We start from the raw sequence: 16,820 nt of genomic DNA, 5'->3' as shown, positions 1-16,820 counted from the left end.
CTGTTTCGGATCGGATGCGATGGATGACCTGACCTGGGCGCGCGCCCTTCATGTCCTGGCCGTGGTTCACTGGATCGGCGGCGTCGCCATGGTGACGGCCGTCATCCTGCCGGCGGTGCGTCGCCTGGGCGAGCCGGCGGACCGGATGGCCCTGTTCGAGGCCGTGGAGGGGCGCTTCTCCCGCCACGCCAAGGTCTCCGTCGCCCTGGCCGGCCTGAGCGGCTTCTACATGACCGAGCGCCTGGACGCCTGGGACCGCTTCGCCGATCCCGGGTTCTGGTGGATGCACGCCATGGTGCTGGTCTGGACCCTCTTTGCGGTCGTCCTGTTCATCGCCGAGCCCCTGGTCCTGCACCGGTGGTTCCACCGGCGCGCGCAGGAGCGGCCGGAGGCGACCTTCACCATTGTCCAGCGGGCCCACTGGGTCCTTCTGATCCTCAGCGCCATAACGGTCGGAGCCTCCGTACTGGGCGCCCATGGCGTGCTCTTCTGAGCCGCACCACCATGAGGACCGCCAGCGTCACGACGGCGCACAGCAGGCCGGTCCACCAGCCGACGACGCCGTGCCCGTCCGACAGCATCCACCCGACCGGCATGCCCACCAACCAATAGGATGCCAGCAGCAGGACCAGCGGCCCCCGCACGTCGCCGCGCCCGCGCAGGTAGCCGGCGATCACGATCTGGACGGCGTCGAATACCAGGAAAAGTCCCGCCACCACGAACAGCCGCGCCGCCAGCGCCTGGACGGCGGGGTCGGCCGTGTACCAGCGGGCCACGGTGTCGGAAAGCAGAAGCACCAGGAGGGCGAAACAGGCCGACAGGCCGCAGGCCAGCATGAGGCCGGCCCCCAGGTCCCGCCCCGCCGCCGCCTCGTCATTCCGTCCCATGGCGGCGCCGACGCGGATGCTCACGGCGACCGACAGGGAGGCGGGGATCATGAACAGAGTCATGGTCAGGTTGAAGGCCACCTGGTGGGCTGCCAGCGGCACCGCTCCCAGGCCGCCCACCAGCACCGCCACCGTGCTCAGCGCCACGTACTCGCCCAGGAACATCAGCCCGACCGGCGCCCCCAGAACGAGCAGCGCCGCCACCGCCCGGCCATTGAACCCCTTGGGCGCACGCCGCAGCCGCGCCCGGCCGTACCGCCGGGCCCGCAGCGCGCGGGCCGCCATCGCCCCGCCGCCGAGGGCGAACCCGATGCCCGTCGACAGCCCGATGCCGGCGACACCAAGCCCCGCTCCATACATCAGCACGGCGTTGAGCGGGATGTTGAGGACGAAGACGAAAAGGGCCACCAGCATGGCCGGCCGCGTGTCGGAATGCCCGTCGCAGAAGTACCGCGCCGCCGCCCACAGCCCCATGAACGGCAGGCCCGGCGCGACCAGGCGCACGTAGCCGCTCACCGGTTCGACGATCAGCGGGTCGACCCCCGTCCACGTCAGGCCGAGCGGCGCGAGGACCCACAGCAGGAACCCGGCGACCGCCCCCAGCATCAGGCCGAGCCATGCCCCTGTGACGGCCTCGCGCCCGGCCTCGGCATGGCGCCGGGCGGCGACATGGCCCGCGACCGACGGCAGCATGACGTACAGGGCGCCGCCGATGAACGTGGTGGCCGGTACCCACAGCGCCGCCCCCAGCCCCACCGCGGCCAGGGCCGTGGCATCCAGCCGGCCGGCCATGAAGGTGTCGGTGGCCGCGGTCGCCATGTAGGCCAGTTGCGTCACCAGGATGGGCAGCGCCAGGCGCAGAACCCGCGCCCCCTCTCTCCGCATTGAGTGTCCCCGCGTGTCGTCCCGGTGCGTCCGGGACCGCCCGGGCTCTGTCGATGATTGTTTTGCGAACGCCTCGCATTCGCGATGGATACTATGCCAGAAGCGGATCGCATGCAAAGGGTTGCGCGCCAGGCGGCTCATGCGTCGGCGGCCAATACCTCTGAAGGCGCGGCCAGGGGTAATTGCTTTCCCTGCCGTGGCGTGGCAATGCTGATGAAGATGATGCCAGGGACGGAACGCAATGACACGGGACGCTTGCTTCAGTCCGTCGTTGATCGCCTTCACCCAAGGCGGGGTCAGCATTCGCGTGGCCTCGCGCGCAGCCGGCGGCCATTCCGTGGTCGGGCGGGCGCATGCCGCCATTCCCATGGCCGAGACGGGCAGGCTTCTGATCGTCCTGCAGGAGCATGCCAACGCCGACGTCCTGAACGCGGTGACGGAGACCGGCGCGGTCGCCGTCGTGTTCACCCAGCCGACCACGCACCGCTCGTTCCAGGTCAAGGGTGCCGATGCCGTGGTGATGCCGCCCGCGGCCGGCTGGCGCGACGCCGTCGACCGGCACGCGCGGGCCTTCGCCCTTGAACTTCGCGAGATCGGCTTCACCGAAACCTTCATCGGCGCCTACAACGCCTGCGATGCCGACCGGCTGGCGGGTATCGCGTTTACTTGCGCCAGCGGGTTCGATCAGGCGCCGGGACCGCACGCCGGGGAACCCGTACCGTCATGACGCCGCCGCCGCCGCTGACCCTGGATACCATCCGCACCTGCCTGGAAGGGGTCGTTCCCGCCAGCATCGCCACCTGCGACGACGAGGGCGTGCCCAACGTGTCGCTGCTGTCGCAGGTCCACCATGTGGACGACCGCCATGTCGCCCTGACCTATCAGTTCTTCAACAAGACCCGCCGCAACATCCTGGCCAATCCCTATGCGGTGCTTCAGGTCATGGACCCGCTGACCGTCGCGGAATACCGGCTCCGCGTCCGCTACCTGCGCACCGAGACCGCCGGCCCGGTGTTCGAGACCATGAAGGCGCGGCTGGCCGGCATAGCCTCGCATACGGGCATGGCGGGCGTCTTCCGGCTGCTGGGGGCCGATATCTACCGCGTGCTGGAGATCGAGGCCGTGCCCGGCGCGCCGCTGCCGCCGCAACCGTCGCGCAGCCTGCTGCCGGACGTCCGCCGCACCTGTCAGCGGCTGGCGGAAGCCTCGGGCCTGGACGACATTCTGGAGGAGACGCTGACGGCGCTGCAAGCGCGCTTCGGGATCGACCACGCCATGATCCTCATGCTCGACGAAACGGGCGAGCGCCTCTTCACTGTCGCCAGCCGGGGCTACGCCCGGTCCGGCGTCGGGTCCGAGGTGGCCGTCGGCGACGGGGTGATCGGCGTGGCCGCGCGCGAACGCACGCCCATCCGCATCACTCATTTCACGACGGAATACGCCTACAGCATCGCCGCCGGCGCCGGCAGCCCGCCGGCCGACGAGATCCCGTTTCCTGGGCTGGAGGAGCCGCACAGCCAGCTCGCCGTTCCCATCGCGGCCGGCGGCCGGCTGTTCGGCGTCCTGTTCGTGGAAAGCCGGCGCGAGTTGGCCTTCTGCTATGAGCACGAGGACGCGCTTGCCACCATCAGCGCCCAGATGGCCGCCCTGATGCTGGCCCGCGCGCCCGGCGCGACGGCGGCGGAGCCCGCCGTCACCGCCCCCGCGCCCGCCGCCGGTCCGCCCGCCGTGGTGCGCCATTATCCCGCCGACAACAGCGTGTTCATCAACCACGACTACCTGATCAAGGGCGTGGCGGGCGCCATCTTCTGGAAGATGATCCGCGACTTCCTGCGCGACGGCCGGCAGGAGTTCACCAACCGCGAACTCCGCCTCAGCCCCGAGATCAGGCTGCCCGGCCAGGCCGAGAACCTGGAAGCCCGCCTGATCCTGCTGCGCCGACGCCTCGCGGAACGGTGCGACGGCGTGCGGATCGAACCCGCCGGGCGCGGGCGGGTGCGGCTGGTGGTGACGCGCCCCCTGGCACTGGACCAGCAGGCCACGGCCTAGAGCCAGGCGCCGCGTGTGCGCTGCGGTGAGCATTCTTTTAGGATTTGGCGACGGATCACTTAGCAACCGCCGCGTCCGCTCCGGGGCTAGTCTCTGGTCCACACCCCGGACCAGGAGACCACGATGAGCCTCTCCCGCTACGATATCTATCGCCCCATCCACAAGGGCCTGCGCGCCTTCATGGCCGAGACCATGGTCGCCGTCGGCCGCATGGACGCCGCGGACGCCACCGACACCGCCGAGGTCCTGGCGCGCGTGCGCGGCCTGCTGGACATCTGCCACGGCCATCTGCGGCACGAGGAAGACCACGTCCATCCCGCCATGGAAGCCCGCGTGCCCGGCTCCACCGCCGGCACGGAGGCCGAGCACCACGACCACCGCGCGGGCCTTGACGCCGTGTCGCGGGCGGCGGAGGCGGTGGCCGCCGCACCCTCGCCCGAAACCCGCGCCGAGGCGGGTCATGCCCTGTATCTGGCCCTCGCCCGCATGGTCGGCGAGAACCTGACGCACATGGACATGGAGGAGGACCGGAACAACGCGATCCTGCGGGCGGCGTACACCGACTCCGAACTGCACGCCGTCGAACAGGGCATCGTCGCCTCGCTCGCGCCCGAAGAGGCGCAGGTGATCCTGCGCTGGATCATCCCCAACCTGACGCCGGCGGAGCGCGCCCAGGCCCTGCGGGCCATGCGCGGCGACATGCCTGCGCCGGCCTTCGACGGGCTGCTCGCCATGCTGCGGCAGCACCTTTCGCCGATCGAGCGCGCCAAGCTGGACGCCGCCCTGGCGGCGCCGGCCGACGCCGCCGCGGCGGCCTGAGGAGGAGGACGGCCATGTCCCGCCTCGATCCCATGGACGCCCTGCGCCGCATGACGCTCATTCGCGCCTATGAAGACATGCTGGTGACGCTGCTGTCCCAGGGCCGCGCCGGCGGCACATGCACGTCGGTGGGCGGCGAGGCCTCGGCGGTCGGCGTCGTCTCGGCGCTGGCGCCCGAGGACCTGATCCTGACCAACCACCGCAGCGCCGGCCACCTGCTGGCGCGCGGCGCCGATCCCGGTCGCCTGCTGGCCGAGGTCATGGGCCGGCGCGACGGTTACTGCGGCGGGTTCGCCGGCTCCCTCCACGTCTCCGCCCGCGCGTTGGGCGTGGTGCTGACGTCCACCATCGTCGGCGGCGAGTTGGGCCTGTGCACCGGCGTCGCCCTGTCGCGAAAGGTGCTGGCCGAGCCGGGCATCGTCGCCTGCTTCTTCGGCGACGGCGCGGCGGCGCAGGGCCGCTTTCACGAAAGCCTGAATCTGGCCGCCGTGTGGGACCTGCCGGTGCTCTACATCTGCGAGAACAACGAGTGGCAGGCCTACGTCCACCGCCGGGAAACCATGCTCGGCGACGGCATCGCCGCCCGCGCGGCGGCCTATGGCGTCGACAGCGCCGCCGTCGACGGCTGCGACGTGGCGGCGGTGTTCGATGCCGCCGCAGCGGCGGCAGACGCCGTGCGGACCACGGGCCGGCCGTTCCTTCTGGAGACGCGCGGCTATCGCCTGCGGGGCCACCTGGAGCCCGACGACCAGGCCTATGTGGATGCTGCGGAACTCGCCCGGTGGCGCGAAAGGGACCCCCTGCGCGTCCTGCGCCGACGCCTGGAGGACGCGGGCCTTGCCCCCGCCGAACTGGATGCGGTGGCGCACGAGGCAGAGGCGCGGATGGAAGCCGCCGTCGCGTTCGCCGACGCCAGTCCCCTGCCCGACCCCGCCCACCTGCTCGACACCGTCTACGCCTGACCCGAGGCTGCCATGACCATCATCGAAAGCACCGCCCGCCAGGTTACGCTGGCGCAGGCCATCGGCGGGGCCCTTGCCGAGGAAATGCTGCGTGATCCCCGCGTCCTGATGTTCGGCGAGGGAACCGCCACGAAACGCCGCGACCTGGTGGCCGAATTCGGGTCGGCGCGGGTGCGCAACACCCCGCTGGCCGAGGGCATCATCGCCGGCACCGCCGCCGGGGCCGCCGCGACCGGCCTGCGGCCCGTGGCCGACCTGCTGTTCGCGCCGTTCCTCTGCTACGCCATGGACGAGATCGTTAACAGCGCCGGCAAGCTGCGCGGCCTGTCGGGCGGGCAGTTCGCCTTTCCCATGACCATCCTCGCCATGACCGGCGCGGGGTGGGGCGTGGGCGCCCAGCACAACCACAATGTGGAAGCATGGTTCGTTCACAGCCCTGGCCTGAAGGTGGTGATGCCGTCCACGGCCGGCGACATGAAAGGGCTGCTCAAGGCCGCCATCCGCGACGACAACCCCGTCCTGGTCTTCACCGACATCGGCCTGCTCGAACAGGCGGGATCCGTGTCCGACGAGGCGATCCCGCTCGGCCGGGCGGCCCTGCGCCGGGACGGGGACGACGTGACGCTCATCTCCTACGGCAAGATGGTGGCGACATGTCTCGACGCGGCGGCACGGCTGGCGGAGCGGGGGGTGTCGGCCGCGGTCCTGGACCTGCGCAGCCTCAAGCCGCTGGACGAGGCGGCGATCCTGGCATCCGTCCGCCGCACCGGCCGCGCCGTGATCGTCCACGAAGCGGCGGCGCCCTGCGGTATCGGGGCCGAGGTTGCGGCGATTCTCGCCGAGAAGGCGTTCGCGGCCCTGAAGGCGCCCGTCGTGCGACTGACGGGGCCGGATGCCCCGGCGCCCGGCAACTTCATGCTGGAACAGGCCCTGCTGCCCGCGCCCGACACCGTGACGGCGGCGGCTCTGCGCCTGCTTGCCGACCCGGTGCCCTGTCCTGCATGACCGTGCGGCCGGCGCCGCACCGCAAGGCCCGACCATGCGTGCATGGCGGGCAAGGCGGCGCGGCGCCGGGTGACGGGCCGTCAGGCGGTGGCAGCCGCCAATTCCTCGACGGAGCGGGCGAGCAGGTCGGCCTCGGCGTCAAACTGCTGGTGCAGCGCCGCCAGGCGCGACGTGAAGCCCGGTGCGGCGGGAGCGGCAGGCGCGCCGCCGTCCGCCGCGCCGTCGACAAACTGGCTCTCGATGGCGCCGTCGGCCGACGAAACGGCCGCCTGCTGCGGCGCCTGACCGTCGGCCGGTCCGCCACCGCCACCCAGGCCGCCGCGATCGCCTGACGTGTCGAAGCCTCCGAAACCGCCGAAGCCGCCGAAGCCGCCGCCCAGGCCTCCACCGAAGCCGTTGCCGCCTAAGCCGTTGCCACCGAAGCCGTTGCCGCCGAAGCCGTTGCCGCCGAAGCCGTTGCCGCCCAATCCGCTGCGCACCGGCTGGCCGCTGTTGCCGACGGGCGACCTGTCGCCCGTCTGCCCGGTGACGGGGCTGAGGGCGTTGGCGGAGCCATAGAAGTTGGACAGGGCTCTGTCGTTGCCGGTGACGGCGTTGCGCACGATGGTCATCGTGTCGATACCGCGGCCCGGGTCGGAGGGATTGCCTCCCCCCGTGAGGCCGGCGCGCTGACCGCCGAAATAGCCGGGCAGATGCCCTGCGAGCCCGTTGCGGCCGGGGTCGTCATCATCCTGCGGGCGATCGGGTTCCCGCTGGGGCACGAACGTATCCACCGGCTCGACGCTGAAGCTGATGGTGGTGGACTGCGAAAGGCCCGAGGCATCAAGCACCGTAACCGTCAGGACGTGCGAACTGGCCCGGGCATGGTCCAGGGTGCCGCCCTCCTTCAAGCGCAATTGGCCGTTCACCACCTCGAACAGGGTCGCCCCGGTCCCGCCGAGAGAGTAGGCCAACGGGTCGCCGTCGGGGTCGGAGGCCTCCACGCGGGCGATCACCGTTCCGCCAGGCGCATCCTCGGGCACCTTGTCCAGCATCATGGTGACGGTCGGGGCGGTCGGCGGGTCGTTCACGTTGTCGACGGTCAGATCGAATGTCTGGGAGGCTGTCGCGCCGCTGCCGTCTGTGGCCGTCATCCTGATCGAGATCGTGCCGACATCGCCATTGGCCGGGGTGCCCGAGAGCGTCCGGGTGGCCGCGTCGAAGCGCAGCCAGGCCGGCAGCGCCGACCCGTCGGCCAGGGTCGCCGCCCAGGTCAGGGCATCGCCCGCGTCGATGTCCGCGAAGGCGTCGACCGGCAGCGTGACCTGATAGGGAACGTCCTGGGTGGCCCGCGCATCGGACAGCGCGACCCCGGTGGTGGGCGGGTCGTTCACCGGCGTCACGTCGATCGTCATGGTGCCGATGGTCGCCGAGGACGTGGTGCCGTCGTTCACCATCCAGGTGAAGGCGGCATGGTTCGCGCCATTGGCATCGGCCGCCGGAACGAAGGTCAGCCTGCCGATGTCGGCCAGCGTGATGACCGTGCCGTCCTGCACCAGGGCATCGCCGGCGCCGGGCGTCCCGCTGCCGTCGTGGTCGAGGAACAGCGTGCCGCGGTCCGGCGTCGAGACGATGGTGACCGACACGAGGTCGTCGCCGGTATCGGGGTCCGTGAACCCGAAGTCGCCCTTGCTGAAGGTCAGGACGCCGTCCTCGGCAACCGTCCGGGTCGGCGCCGTGTCGGAGATGCCCGGCGCGTCGTTGACGGGCGTGACGTCCAGGGTGACGGTCCCGGTGACGGCCGGGGCCGCGCCGTCGCTGACGGAAACGCTGGCGGTGATGTCGCGGTCCAGGTCGGCTGCGGGGGTGAACGCCAGCGCGTTCATCGCCGTCCTCACCGCCGTCGCGCTGCCGGTCACGGTCCATTGCCCGGTGGCGGCGTCGTAGGTGCCGCCACCGCTGCTCGACAGGCTGCCGGCCAAGGCGTCGGACAGCGTGACGGAAGCGGTCAGGGTGTCGCTGTCCACGTCGCTGATGTCCACCGCCGTGCCGAACACCGTGACGGCGCTGCCGGGGTCTTCGACATAGCCGGTGGTCTTCGTCAGGTTGATGGCATCAGGCGCGTCGTTCACCGACTGGACGGCGACGGTCAGCGTCTGTGTCGCGCCGGTGTAGCCCCATTCGTCGGTGGCGTAGGCGGTTATGGTGCGCGCCGTGGTGGCGGGCGCCTCCGAGGTGTTGCGGTACTGCAGTTCCCGCAGCAGATCCTGATAGACGGCCGCCGTGTCGGTGCCCGAGAGGGTGATCCGCGTCGGCGTCGTGGCGTCGTTGTAGGTGACCGTGACGGCACCGCGCAGCCCCGCACCGCCGCTCAACCGGATCGCTTCGGCCATGCCGTCCTGCGCATTGGTCAGGTCTATGACCATCCCCTTGACGTTGTTCCCGTCGGGTTCGGTCAGCGTCCCGTCGGCGACCACAGAGGTCCAGCCGCCCTGCGCCTCGTTCGTGCCCTCGGCGTAGGTGGAATTGCCGTCCAGGCCCGCGGCGCCGCCGTTCATGTCGACGATGGGCGCCGTGACCACGGTCAGCGTGATGTTGTTTGACAGCGAGACACTTCCGCCGGTGTCGCGGGCCACGACATCCACGTTGCGCGTGCCAACGCTGACCTCCCACGCGCTCGGATCCCCCGTGTTGACGTAGGTGATGCCCCGCAGGATGGCCTGGTAGTCCGCCGCCGACGCGATGCCGGCGACCGTCAATGTCGCCTCACCCATACCTTCCTGGAAGGTGACCGTCAGGTTTCGCTCGTCGGCCAGGGCCTGCGCCGCCGCGGTAAGGCCCAGGATCTCCTTTCCCGAATCAAAGACGCTGTTATGGCTGACGGTCAGCCGGTCGATCTGGCCGCCGTTTTCGGCATCGGTCAGGGTCGCCGCGGGGGCAATCAGGGCCGGCGCGGTGCCGGCCGCGTATACGGCAGAGCCATAGTCGCCGCCATCGGAGCCGTTGAGGTCGGTCACGGGACGGTCGTTGACGCCGGTCAGCCCGATGGTCAGCGTCTGCGACGCCCGTGCCCCGCCGTCGTCGCTTGCCGTGACGGTGAAACGTTCGGTGGTGTCGGCGGCAAGCCCGTTGATCGCCGCGGCATCCGGCCGGTACAGGTACTTGCCGGTCGCCCGCTCGATGTACAGCGTGCCGTAGGTTCCCGCCACGGACCAGTCGTAGGTGACGCCGCCCGCCGAGAGGGATGCGCTCGTCCCTGCCTCGTCGACCCCATAGGTCAGCGTGGCGCCGCTGTCGCGGTCGCTGGCCGAGAGCTGGCCCGTCTGGTCGGCGAACGTGTCGGGATACGCGGTGTCGCTCAGGGCGATGGCGTTCGGCGCGACAAGCACGGGCGTGTCGTTGGCGCCGCCCACGGCCACGGTCAGCGTCGTGCCGCTGGAAGCGCCTCCGCCGTCGGTGGCCGTGATGGCGAAGGTGTCTTCGGTCTGGGTGCTGCCCAGCCCGTTGATCGCCGCCGCATCGGGCACGTAGGCATAGGCGCCGGACGTGGTGTGCAGGTACAGGGTGCCGTAGGTTCCGGCCAGGGAACGGTCGTAGGTCACGCCGTCGACGCTGAAGCTGCCCGAGGCCGCGCCCGTAAGATTGAACGCCAGGGCGGTGCCCTCGGCATCGGTGGCCGCCACCCTGCCGGCCTGCACGGCGAAGGTGTCGGCCGCCGCGGTATCCGTCAGCGCAATGGCGTCCGGCGTGGTCACGGCCGGCGTGTCGTTGGTGGCGGTGATGTCCAGGTACACTTGGCTGTTGACGGTCGTATTGCCGTCGGTGGCGGTGACGGCGAAGCTCGCCTCCTGCCAACTGCTGAGCGCATTGATGGCGTTGTCGAAGGCCACAAAGGCATAGGCGCCGCTGCTGCTGTTCAGGTACAGCGTCCCGAAGGCGTTGACCCTGGACACGTCATAAGCGGTCCCGCCCACCGAGAACGCACCGGCGTTGCCGCCGTCGATGCCGTAGGTCAGGGTCGCGGTGTCGAGATCGGAAACCGGCAGCGTTCCGGTGAAGGGCGCGAACGTGTCGGCCCCGGCGGTATCGTCGATAGCCACATATCCGATGTCGCTGAACTTCGGCGCGTCGTCGGCACCGGTGATGGTCACCGTCACCGCCTGCGTCGTCGGTTCAGAGGCCACGCCGTCGCTCACCTCGATCGTGAAGGTGTCGGTCCTGGTCTCCCCGGCCTGGAGCGCGTTGACCGCCGCGCTGTCGGCTTCATAGAAGTAGCGGCCGGTCTCGGCGCGGAGCCACAACTTGCCGAAGGCGCCGGTGGCCACCCTGTTGAAGGTGGTGCCGTCCGCATTCACCATCGCGTTCGTGGCGGCGCCCTGGATGGTGTAGGTGAGGCTGGCGCCCGCATCGACATCGGCGCCGGTGGCCTGCCCGAACTGCTTGGCGAAGGTGTCCGTCGCCGCGGTGTCCGTGATCGTGATGGCGGCCGGCGTGACGCTCAGCGTCGGCGCGTCGTTGATCGAAGTCACCGTGATGCTGGCGCCGGCCACCTCGCCGGAGAAGGCGGTGGTGCCGCCGCCGGTGCCGGGATTGGCCAGGCTTCGGCTGCCGTTGGTCGAGGCGGCGCTGCCGTCGCTGCCATCCCAGGCGCGGAAGCTGAAGGCCGCGGTCTCGCCGTTGTCGCCGTCGGGGACGTAGCGCACCTGCGTCGCCGCGGTCAGCAACAGGGCGCTGCTGTCGGACACGCTGCCGAAGGCCGTCCAGGCACTGCCGTCGGTCGAGTACTGCCATGTGCCGTTGGCCGTGACGCCGGTGATGGCGATGCCGCCGGAGGCTCCGGTGTCGACGTCGCCGTAGCCGGCGTCCGTCAGCACCGTGGACACCGGCGTGCCGCCCGAAGTGGTGTGCTCGTCAATTCCGGTCAGGGCCACGGTGGTGCCGCCGGTCAGGGTCGGGGCGTCATTCAAATCCGTGACATCAAGCTCGACGATCGCAACTGCGGCGGAAAACGGCGTGGTCCCGCCGTGGGAGGTGGTGTCGGCCGTCGGCGCCTTCGACGGGTCCGCGGGCGCCGCGGGGGTGACGCTCTGATCCCAGCCACGGAAGGACAGGGTCGCCCTCTCGCCGTTCTCGCCATCCCCGAGGTAGCGGATCTGGTCCGTTTCCTTGAGCAGCACGGCGTTGCCGTCGGACACGCCGCTGATGGCCACCCAAGTCGTGCCGTCGAGGCTGTATTCCCAGGTTCCGTTCCCCGTGACGCCGGTCACCGCCATGCCTTGCAAGTGCGGCTCGTCGTCCTCGTAGCGGGCCGACATCAGGAATTCGCCGACCGGTACGGCGGGAGCCGTCACGGTGTCGTCCTCCGAGGACATGAGCGGCGTCAACAGCGGCCCGTCGTTCATCACCGGGGCGTCGTTTATGCTGGTCACGAGGATGTCGACGGTCCCGGTCTCGCCCGAGAAAGCCGTGCCCCCGCCGTTGGATGACGCGTCGACAGTGCTACCCGCCGCGCCCGAGGTGCCATCCCACGCCCGCACGGTCAGCGTCGCGGTTCCGCCGAGCCTGCCATCGGGCGCGAAGCGGATCAGGTCGGTCGCCCGCAGCAGTACGGCGTGGCTGTCGCGGGTGGCGGCGCTGTCGATCGAGGTCCAATTGGCGCCGCCGTCGGTGGAATATTGCCACTGACCGGCACCATAGGCGCGTGTCACGGCGATACCCAAGATATCGCCGTCGGCGTCGTCGGCCGTCAGCCCATGCAGGATCGCCGCCACGTCCACGGCATTGGAGATCGTGTCCTCGTCCGTGCCGGGCAAAGCGAATGTGCCGCTGAGGGTGGGAGCGTCGTTGACGGCGGCGACGGTGACGGTCGACTGGATGTTGACCGCCGTCGTATCCTGGCCGCCGTTGGCCGTTCCGCCGGCATCCTTGACGGATGTCAGCGTGAAGACGCGGCCGGCCTGGGTCGGCGTGTCCGATGTGTTCTGGTACTTCAGGCCGTCGATATAGCCCTGCCAGGTGGCGGCGGAGGCCGCGGCGGTCAGCGTGACGGTGGCGGTGGAGCCGCTGAGGCTGACGCCGTAGTTCAGCGCGCCGGCGGTGCCGTTTCCGTCCTGGAGGCTCACGGCCACACCGTCGATGACCACCGTCTCCGCTGTACCGTCGGTGACGTTGGAGACGGTGAACGTGACCTCGCCAATGTTCTGGCCGCTCTCCACCGCCGAGATCGTGGTGCTGCTGAAGGGCGCCACGGCCGCGGTGTCCTCGGTGAACGTCGGGTTGGCGGCATCGGCGCTCAGGGTGGGGGCGTCGTTGACAGCGGCGACGGAAACCGTAGCGGTCGGACTGGCACTCTCCGTGGTGCCATCGTTGACGACAACTGAGATGGACCGGGCCGTAGTATCCGGTGCCTCGGAAGTATTGTTGTAGTGAACGCCTTGAAGAATCGACTGATACGTGGCTGCAGAGGCTGCCCCGGTAATGCTGAGAAGGCCGGTGGACGCTGTGTAGGTCACCGAAAGGTTGGCACCCGTCGCTGTCGTCATCGCAGTGCTGTCCAGCGAAAGACTCTCGACCGAGTCCCCGTCAGGGCGGTTGGTCAGGGTGACGGACATGGAGGTGATGTTATCGCCGTCCGGCTCCGTGATAGTGCCAGAAGGGGCAATGGGTACTGCGCCGCCCCCCTCAGTGTACGACGCGCCACTTCCCGTTCCGGAGCTTGCGCCGTTCAAGTCTAGGCTAGGAGGATTATTTGACGGCTCAATCGTAATTAAGGCACGGGCCCCCGATCCGTATATTCCAAAGAAAAACGTATCTGAAGTCCCGGATGTTCCGTTGTGCACGTATCTTATGGTATCGCCGTGGTTCACGGCACCAGGATCATTTGTCGGAAGGGCCGTTGTGGTCTCCTTGACGTTTACCCACGCTCCATCGTGTAAAACCTGGAACGTTCCATGAGCAGGCACACCGTTACCCAGAGAGTTGTTCATTCCAGCGCCGTCATGGCCGGACAGCTGGTTGATCCACTGAATAGTTTCCCCGTCCTGGATGGTGATCGTGTAGCTCCAAAAATCAGGGTCCCAGGTAACGGTTCCAAGACTGTGCCAATACTCACCCTCAAGAGCGTCACCGAATGCGGCCGTTTCGATTTCGCCCGAAAAGACTTCAAGCTGCCAATCACCTCCAAGCTCGGGTGCGGCCGTGAGGTCGTCCGATACAGCCAAGTCGGCCCCCGTCGCCGTCGCCATAGCGGCCACGAAGACGGCACCTGCACTGTCCTGGGCCACGTTGCACCCGTACAGCAGCAGGTCGCCGGTCTCCGTCAGCGCGCCGCCGAGCGCCGCCAGGTCGTCGGCCCGCGCCTCCACGGCGGCGGCATCAAGAACCGTCGTGCCGGCGGTGATGAAGCCCGATCCGCCGTGGCTCAGCACGTGGATGGCGTCGTAGCCCGCCCTCCCCTCGGCCCAGGCGGCCATCTGCGCCAGACCGTCCTGCCCGGCGTCGATCAGCACCACCTCCACGCCCTCGGGCACGGCGTCGCGCAGAACCTGCCAGTCCTGCACGCCGGTGTCGATGAACGCCACCTCGCGCCGCTGGTCCTCCGGCGCCGGCGGGGTGGCCCGGGCGGCGTCGGAGGGCGGGGTGTGCTGGGCGGCGGCGGCGGCCAGCGCCGAATCGCCGTCGGAGGTATCGGTGCCGGGGGCGGCGTCATGTTCCGCGGCAACCGCCTCGGCCGTGGCCTCGCGCAGGGCGTCCACGCCCGTGGCCGCGCCGGCGGCGTCGAACATGTAGCGTGGCTCCAGCGCGATGGCGAGCGGCGAAGCGCTGGCGCTCAGCCGCGCATGACGGTTGGCGCCGCGGCGCCCGGTGCGGTCCATGAAGCCCATGATGCCCCCCCCTGCAGGTACACTGTCCCCGTCCACCTCCGGCAGAGTCGGCGCAACCCCCTCATGTCGCGCCGCACGCGCCGGGCTTGTGGGCTCCGTGCGCGCGTCCTGGCCGTGTACCGTGGACACTATCCAAAGATTGAGATATTTCACATTGATCAAGATTGCGTAACTGTCCCTTCGGACAGGTCGCGCCGGCGCATCCATGCGCTAGACTGGCCGAAAAAAGACACGGCGGCTCGATGCGGCCGATGCTCCGCGGGGGGAAGCGGACGGCGCGGGGGCGCCGGGGGAAATGTCAGCGAGGGGGCGCAAGAGCATGATAAGGGATGTTGAACGTCTGGCCGAGGAGGCCCAGGCGTGCGACAGCATGGGCGGCCTCCATGCGCTTCTTGACCGCTTCGTCAGGCGGGCGGGCTTTGCCGAGTTCAACCTGATCGGGCTGTCGGGATTTCCCGCAAACCCCGAGACGGACCTGCCGCCCTACGTCACCACCACCTCGGAAGCCTGGCAGCGCCACTACATCGAGAACGGGTACGTCTTCAAGGACCCGGCGCTGGCGCACTGCTTCGCCTCGTCGCTTCCGCTGGTGCCCGAGGCGGTGTTGGTGGACCAGCTTTCGCCGGCGCGGCGCGAGGTGATGGAGGCGGCGGTGGAGTTTGGCATGAACAACTTCGTCTGCATTCCCATCCATGGGGCGCGCGGAACTCTTTCGTCTCTGTCGGTGTTCTGCGCCGACGGCGGGAAGGTCTTTGCCGAGGCGCGCCGGAACCTGCCGGCGCTCATGGCCTCCTGCGCATGGGTGCACGAGGCCCTGTGCCGGCTGACGGGGCAGAGCGGCGCGGGCGTCAGGCTGACCGACCGCGAGCGGGAATGCCTGCTGTGGGTGGCCCAGGGCAAGACCAGCCTGGACATCGGCAACATCCTCAACCTGTCGGAACGCACCGTGAAGTTCCACCTGCAGAATGCCATGTGCAAGCTCAATACCTCCAGCCGCGGCCACGCCGTCGCCCGCGCCGCCAGCCTGGGGCTGATCAAGATCTGAGCCGGCCTTTGCCGCGGCGCCGCTCCGGCACCGGGCCGTGAACCGGTTCACAGCGGCCGGCGGGAGGACGGGGCAGGATCGGGTCAGTCCCATCCCGGCACCGACAGGAGGCCGCCATGCCGATCCCGCACCTCTTCACCCGCCAGTCCCGGTTCGAGGCCGACGCACGGTGGGAGCGCGACGTCGTCTACGTCAAGCCGCTTGGCGATGCCGTGGCGATTCATGCGCCGGACGGCCGGGAACTCGGCCGGTGCGATGACTTGGCCTCGGCCCGCATCGCGGCCGCGGCCCAGGACCTGGTCGCGCTCAGCGTGCACTGAGCGGGCGGCCGCGCCTCAGCGCACCGTCACGGTGATCTTGCGCGACACCACGGGCGGGTCGTGCATGACGTGGTCGTGGTCGCCCATCACCAGTTGCAGCGTGTAGCGCCCTGGCGGCAGGTCGAGGCGGGTTTCCGTCTCGCCGGCCCCGAAGTGCAGGGTGTTGCGGTCCGCCGGCAGGGGTTCGCCCGCCGGCGGCAGATCGCTGTTGATCAACAGGTGATGATGGCCGGTGTTCTCGTGCGCCACGCCCTTGGGCGCGACCCCCATGCCGCGCAGGCCGAACCACACCTTGAACGGGCTGCGCACCCGCTCCCCGTCGTTGGGCCATCCGATGTAGAGGTAGGCGTTCTCCGGCGCCGGGGTGAGCTTCGGCGCATCGTCCTGTGCGAGGGCCGAGGCCACCGGCACGGCCATGGCGAGGCTCAGCGCGAACAGGGCCGTGCCCAGGCCGGGGACGGGATGGCGGAACATGGTCATCCTCCATGTCTGTCGTTGGCCGGCTCACGGCACGATGATGGTGATCTTTTCTGACACCAGCGGCGGGTCGAACATGTAGTGGTCATGGTCGGCCAGCACGAGCTGGAGCGTGTGCCGCCCCCGCGGCAGTTCGATGCGGGCTTCGGTCTGGCCGCCACCGAAGTGCAGGTGGTTGCGGTCGTTGGGGATGGGCTCGTCGGCCGGCGGCAGGTCGGTGTTGATGAGCACATGGTGGTGCCCCGCCCCCTCCTGCGGAATGGTCGCGGGCACCACGCCCATGTTCTCCAGCCCCATCCGCAGCCAGAACTTGCCGCCGTTGATGACGGCGCCGTCATTGGGCCAGATGATGTAGAGGCGCGCCCCCTCGGGCGCTTTCGTGTTCTGCGCGAGAACGGGGGCTGACAGGCCGCCGGCGAGCAGGACGGCAGCGGCGAGCAGGGCGGCGCGCTTCATGGCGGTCCCTCCGCATGTGGTGATGACGGAGCCAGTATGGCACGCACCGGCGG

Annotated in this window: 12 protein-coding genes; 8 read left to right on the top strand and 4 right to left on the bottom strand. The window is 69.7% G+C overall.

Annotated elements, in window-relative coordinates:
• The first annotated feature begins 19 nt into the window (after nt 1-19).
• The gene (locus tag LG334_RS02875; protein ID WP_404383111.1) at nt 20-493 is read left to right on the top strand and encodes a hypothetical protein; all 474 of its coding nucleotides are present in this window, start codon (nt 20-22) and stop codon (nt 491-493) included.
• On the opposite strand, the gene LG334_RS02870 is transcribed toward LG334_RS02875, so the two are convergent.
• A complete protein-coding gene (locus tag LG334_RS02870) occupies nt 438-1,772 on the bottom strand; it encodes an MATE family efflux transporter (RefSeq protein ID WP_404383109.1) in 1,335 nt (444 codons plus the stop codon). The genes LG334_RS02875 and LG334_RS02870 overlap by 56 nt on opposite strands.
• A gap of 241 nt (nt 1,773-2,013) precedes the next feature.
• Between LG334_RS02870 and LG334_RS02865 the strand changes: the two genes are divergently transcribed.
• The 5 genes from LG334_RS02865 to LG334_RS02845 all read left to right on the top strand — a co-directional run bounded on the left by LG334_RS02865 (nt 2,014) and on the right by LG334_RS02845 (nt 6,607).
• Complete coding sequence (locus tag LG334_RS02865; RefSeq protein ID WP_404383107.1) at nt 2,014-2,499, top strand: hypothetical protein; 486 nt, start codon at nt 2,014-2,016, stop codon at nt 2,497-2,499.
• Nucleotides 2,496-3,821 (top strand): GAF domain-containing protein, encoded by a 1,326-nt coding sequence (locus tag LG334_RS02860; protein WP_404383105.1) that lies wholly within the window; start codon nt 2,496-2,498, stop codon nt 3,819-3,821. The genes LG334_RS02865 and LG334_RS02860 overlap by 4 nt, the downstream gene beginning before the upstream one ends.
• A gap of 123 nt (nt 3,822-3,944) precedes the next feature.
• Entirely contained in the window at nt 3,945-4,640 is a 696-nt protein-coding gene (locus LG334_RS02855) for a hemerythrin domain-containing protein (RefSeq protein WP_404383103.1), read from the top strand.
• A gap of 14 nt (nt 4,641-4,654) precedes the next feature.
• Nucleotides 4,655-5,602 carry a thiamine pyrophosphate-dependent dehydrogenase E1 component subunit alpha gene (locus LG334_RS02850; RefSeq protein WP_404383101.1) on the top strand — a complete coding sequence of 316 codons (948 nt, stop codon included), beginning with the start codon at nt 4,655-4,657 and terminating at the stop codon, nt 5,600-5,602.
• Nucleotides 5,603-5,614: 12 nt separating this feature from the next.
• Nucleotides 5,615-6,607 (top strand): alpha-ketoacid dehydrogenase subunit beta, encoded by a 993-nt coding sequence (locus tag LG334_RS02845; RefSeq protein ID WP_404383099.1) that lies wholly within the window; start codon nt 5,615-5,617, stop codon nt 6,605-6,607.
• An 80-nt stretch (nt 6,608-6,687) separates the two neighbouring features.
• Here the strand turns inward: LG334_RS02845 and LG334_RS02840 are convergent, their stop codons facing one another.
• On the bottom strand, nt 6,688-14,622 hold the full coding sequence (locus LG334_RS02840; protein WP_404386289.1) for a DUF4347 domain-containing protein: 7,935 nt from the start codon (nt 14,620-14,622) through the stop codon (nt 6,688-6,690).
• A gap of 166 nt (nt 14,623-14,788) precedes the next feature.
• Here LG334_RS02840 and LG334_RS02835 point away from each other — a divergent pair, with 166 nt between their 5' ends.
• The gene (locus LG334_RS02835) at nt 14,789-15,514 is read left to right on the top strand and encodes an autoinducer binding domain-containing protein (protein ID WP_404383097.1); all 726 of its coding nucleotides are present in this window, start codon (nt 14,789-14,791) and stop codon (nt 15,512-15,514) included.
• 116 nt (nt 15,515-15,630) lie between these two features.
• Nucleotides 15,631-15,834, top strand: a complete 204-nt coding sequence (locus LG334_RS02830; RefSeq protein ID WP_404383095.1) for a hypothetical protein — start codon at nt 15,631-15,633, stop codon at nt 15,832-15,834.
• A gap of 15 nt (nt 15,835-15,849) precedes the next feature.
• Here LG334_RS02830 and LG334_RS02825 read toward each other — a convergent pair whose 3' ends face one another.
• Together LG334_RS02825 and LG334_RS02820 are read right to left on the bottom strand one after the other, a co-directional pair.
• Nucleotides 15,850-16,308, bottom strand: coding sequence for a DUF4399 domain-containing protein (locus LG334_RS02825; protein ID WP_404383093.1), 459 nt, complete (start codon nt 16,306-16,308; stop codon nt 15,850-15,852).
• Between the two features lie 30 nt (nt 16,309-16,338).
• Complete coding sequence (locus LG334_RS02820) at nt 16,339-16,767, bottom strand: DUF4399 domain-containing protein (protein ID WP_404383091.1); 429 nt, start codon at nt 16,765-16,767, stop codon at nt 16,339-16,341.
• Nucleotides 16,768-16,820 lie beyond the last annotated feature (53 nt).

It is taken from the genome of Caenispirillum salinarum (genome assembly GCF_044803115.1).
GTDB classification, from domain to species: domain Bacteria; phylum Pseudomonadota; class Alphaproteobacteria; order Rhodospirillales; family Rhodospirillaceae; genus Caenispirillum; species Caenispirillum salinarum_A.
Note: the sequence above shows the minus strand (reverse complement) of the source record. Positions and strands in the feature narration are given on the sequence as shown.

Excerpts from the sequence above, each read along its gene's own strand:
- LG334_RS02875 (WP_404383111.1), top strand. The coding sequence starts at position 20 with ATGGATGACCTGACCTGGGCGCGCGCCCTTCATGTCCTGGCCGTGGTT.
- LG334_RS02860 (WP_404383105.1), top strand. The coding sequence starts at position 2,496 with ATGACGCCGCCGCCGCCGCTGACCCTGGATACCATCCGCACCTGCCTG.
- LG334_RS02850 (WP_404383101.1), top strand. The coding sequence starts at position 4,655 with ATGTCCCGCCTCGATCCCATGGACGCCCTGCGCCGCATGACGCTCATT.
- LG334_RS02845 (WP_404383099.1), top strand. The coding sequence starts at position 5,615 with ATGACCATCATCGAAAGCACCGCCCGCCAGGTTACGCTGGCGCAGGCC.
- LG334_RS02855 (WP_404383103.1), top strand. The coding sequence starts at position 3,945 with ATGAGCCTCTCCCGCTACGATATCTATCGCCCCATCCACAAGGGCCTG.
- LG334_RS02865 (WP_404383107.1), top strand. The coding sequence starts at position 2,014 with ATGACACGGGACGCTTGCTTCAGTCCGTCGTTGATCGCCTTCACCCAA.
- LG334_RS02825 (WP_404383093.1), bottom strand. The coding sequence starts at position 16,308 with ATGTTCCGCCATCCCGTCCCCGGCCTGGGCACGGCCCTGTTCGCGCTG.
- LG334_RS02835 (WP_404383097.1), top strand. The coding sequence starts at position 14,789 with ATGATAAGGGATGTTGAACGTCTGGCCGAGGAGGCCCAGGCGTGCGAC.
- LG334_RS02830 (WP_404383095.1), top strand. The coding sequence starts at position 15,631 with ATGCCGATCCCGCACCTCTTCACCCGCCAGTCCCGGTTCGAGGCCGAC.
- LG334_RS02870 (WP_404383109.1), bottom strand. The coding sequence starts at position 1,772 with ATGCGGAGAGAGGGGGCGCGGGTTCTGCGCCTGGCGCTGCCCATCCTG.
- LG334_RS02820 (WP_404383091.1), bottom strand. The coding sequence starts at position 16,767 with ATGAAGCGCGCCGCCCTGCTCGCCGCTGCCGTCCTGCTCGCCGGCGGC.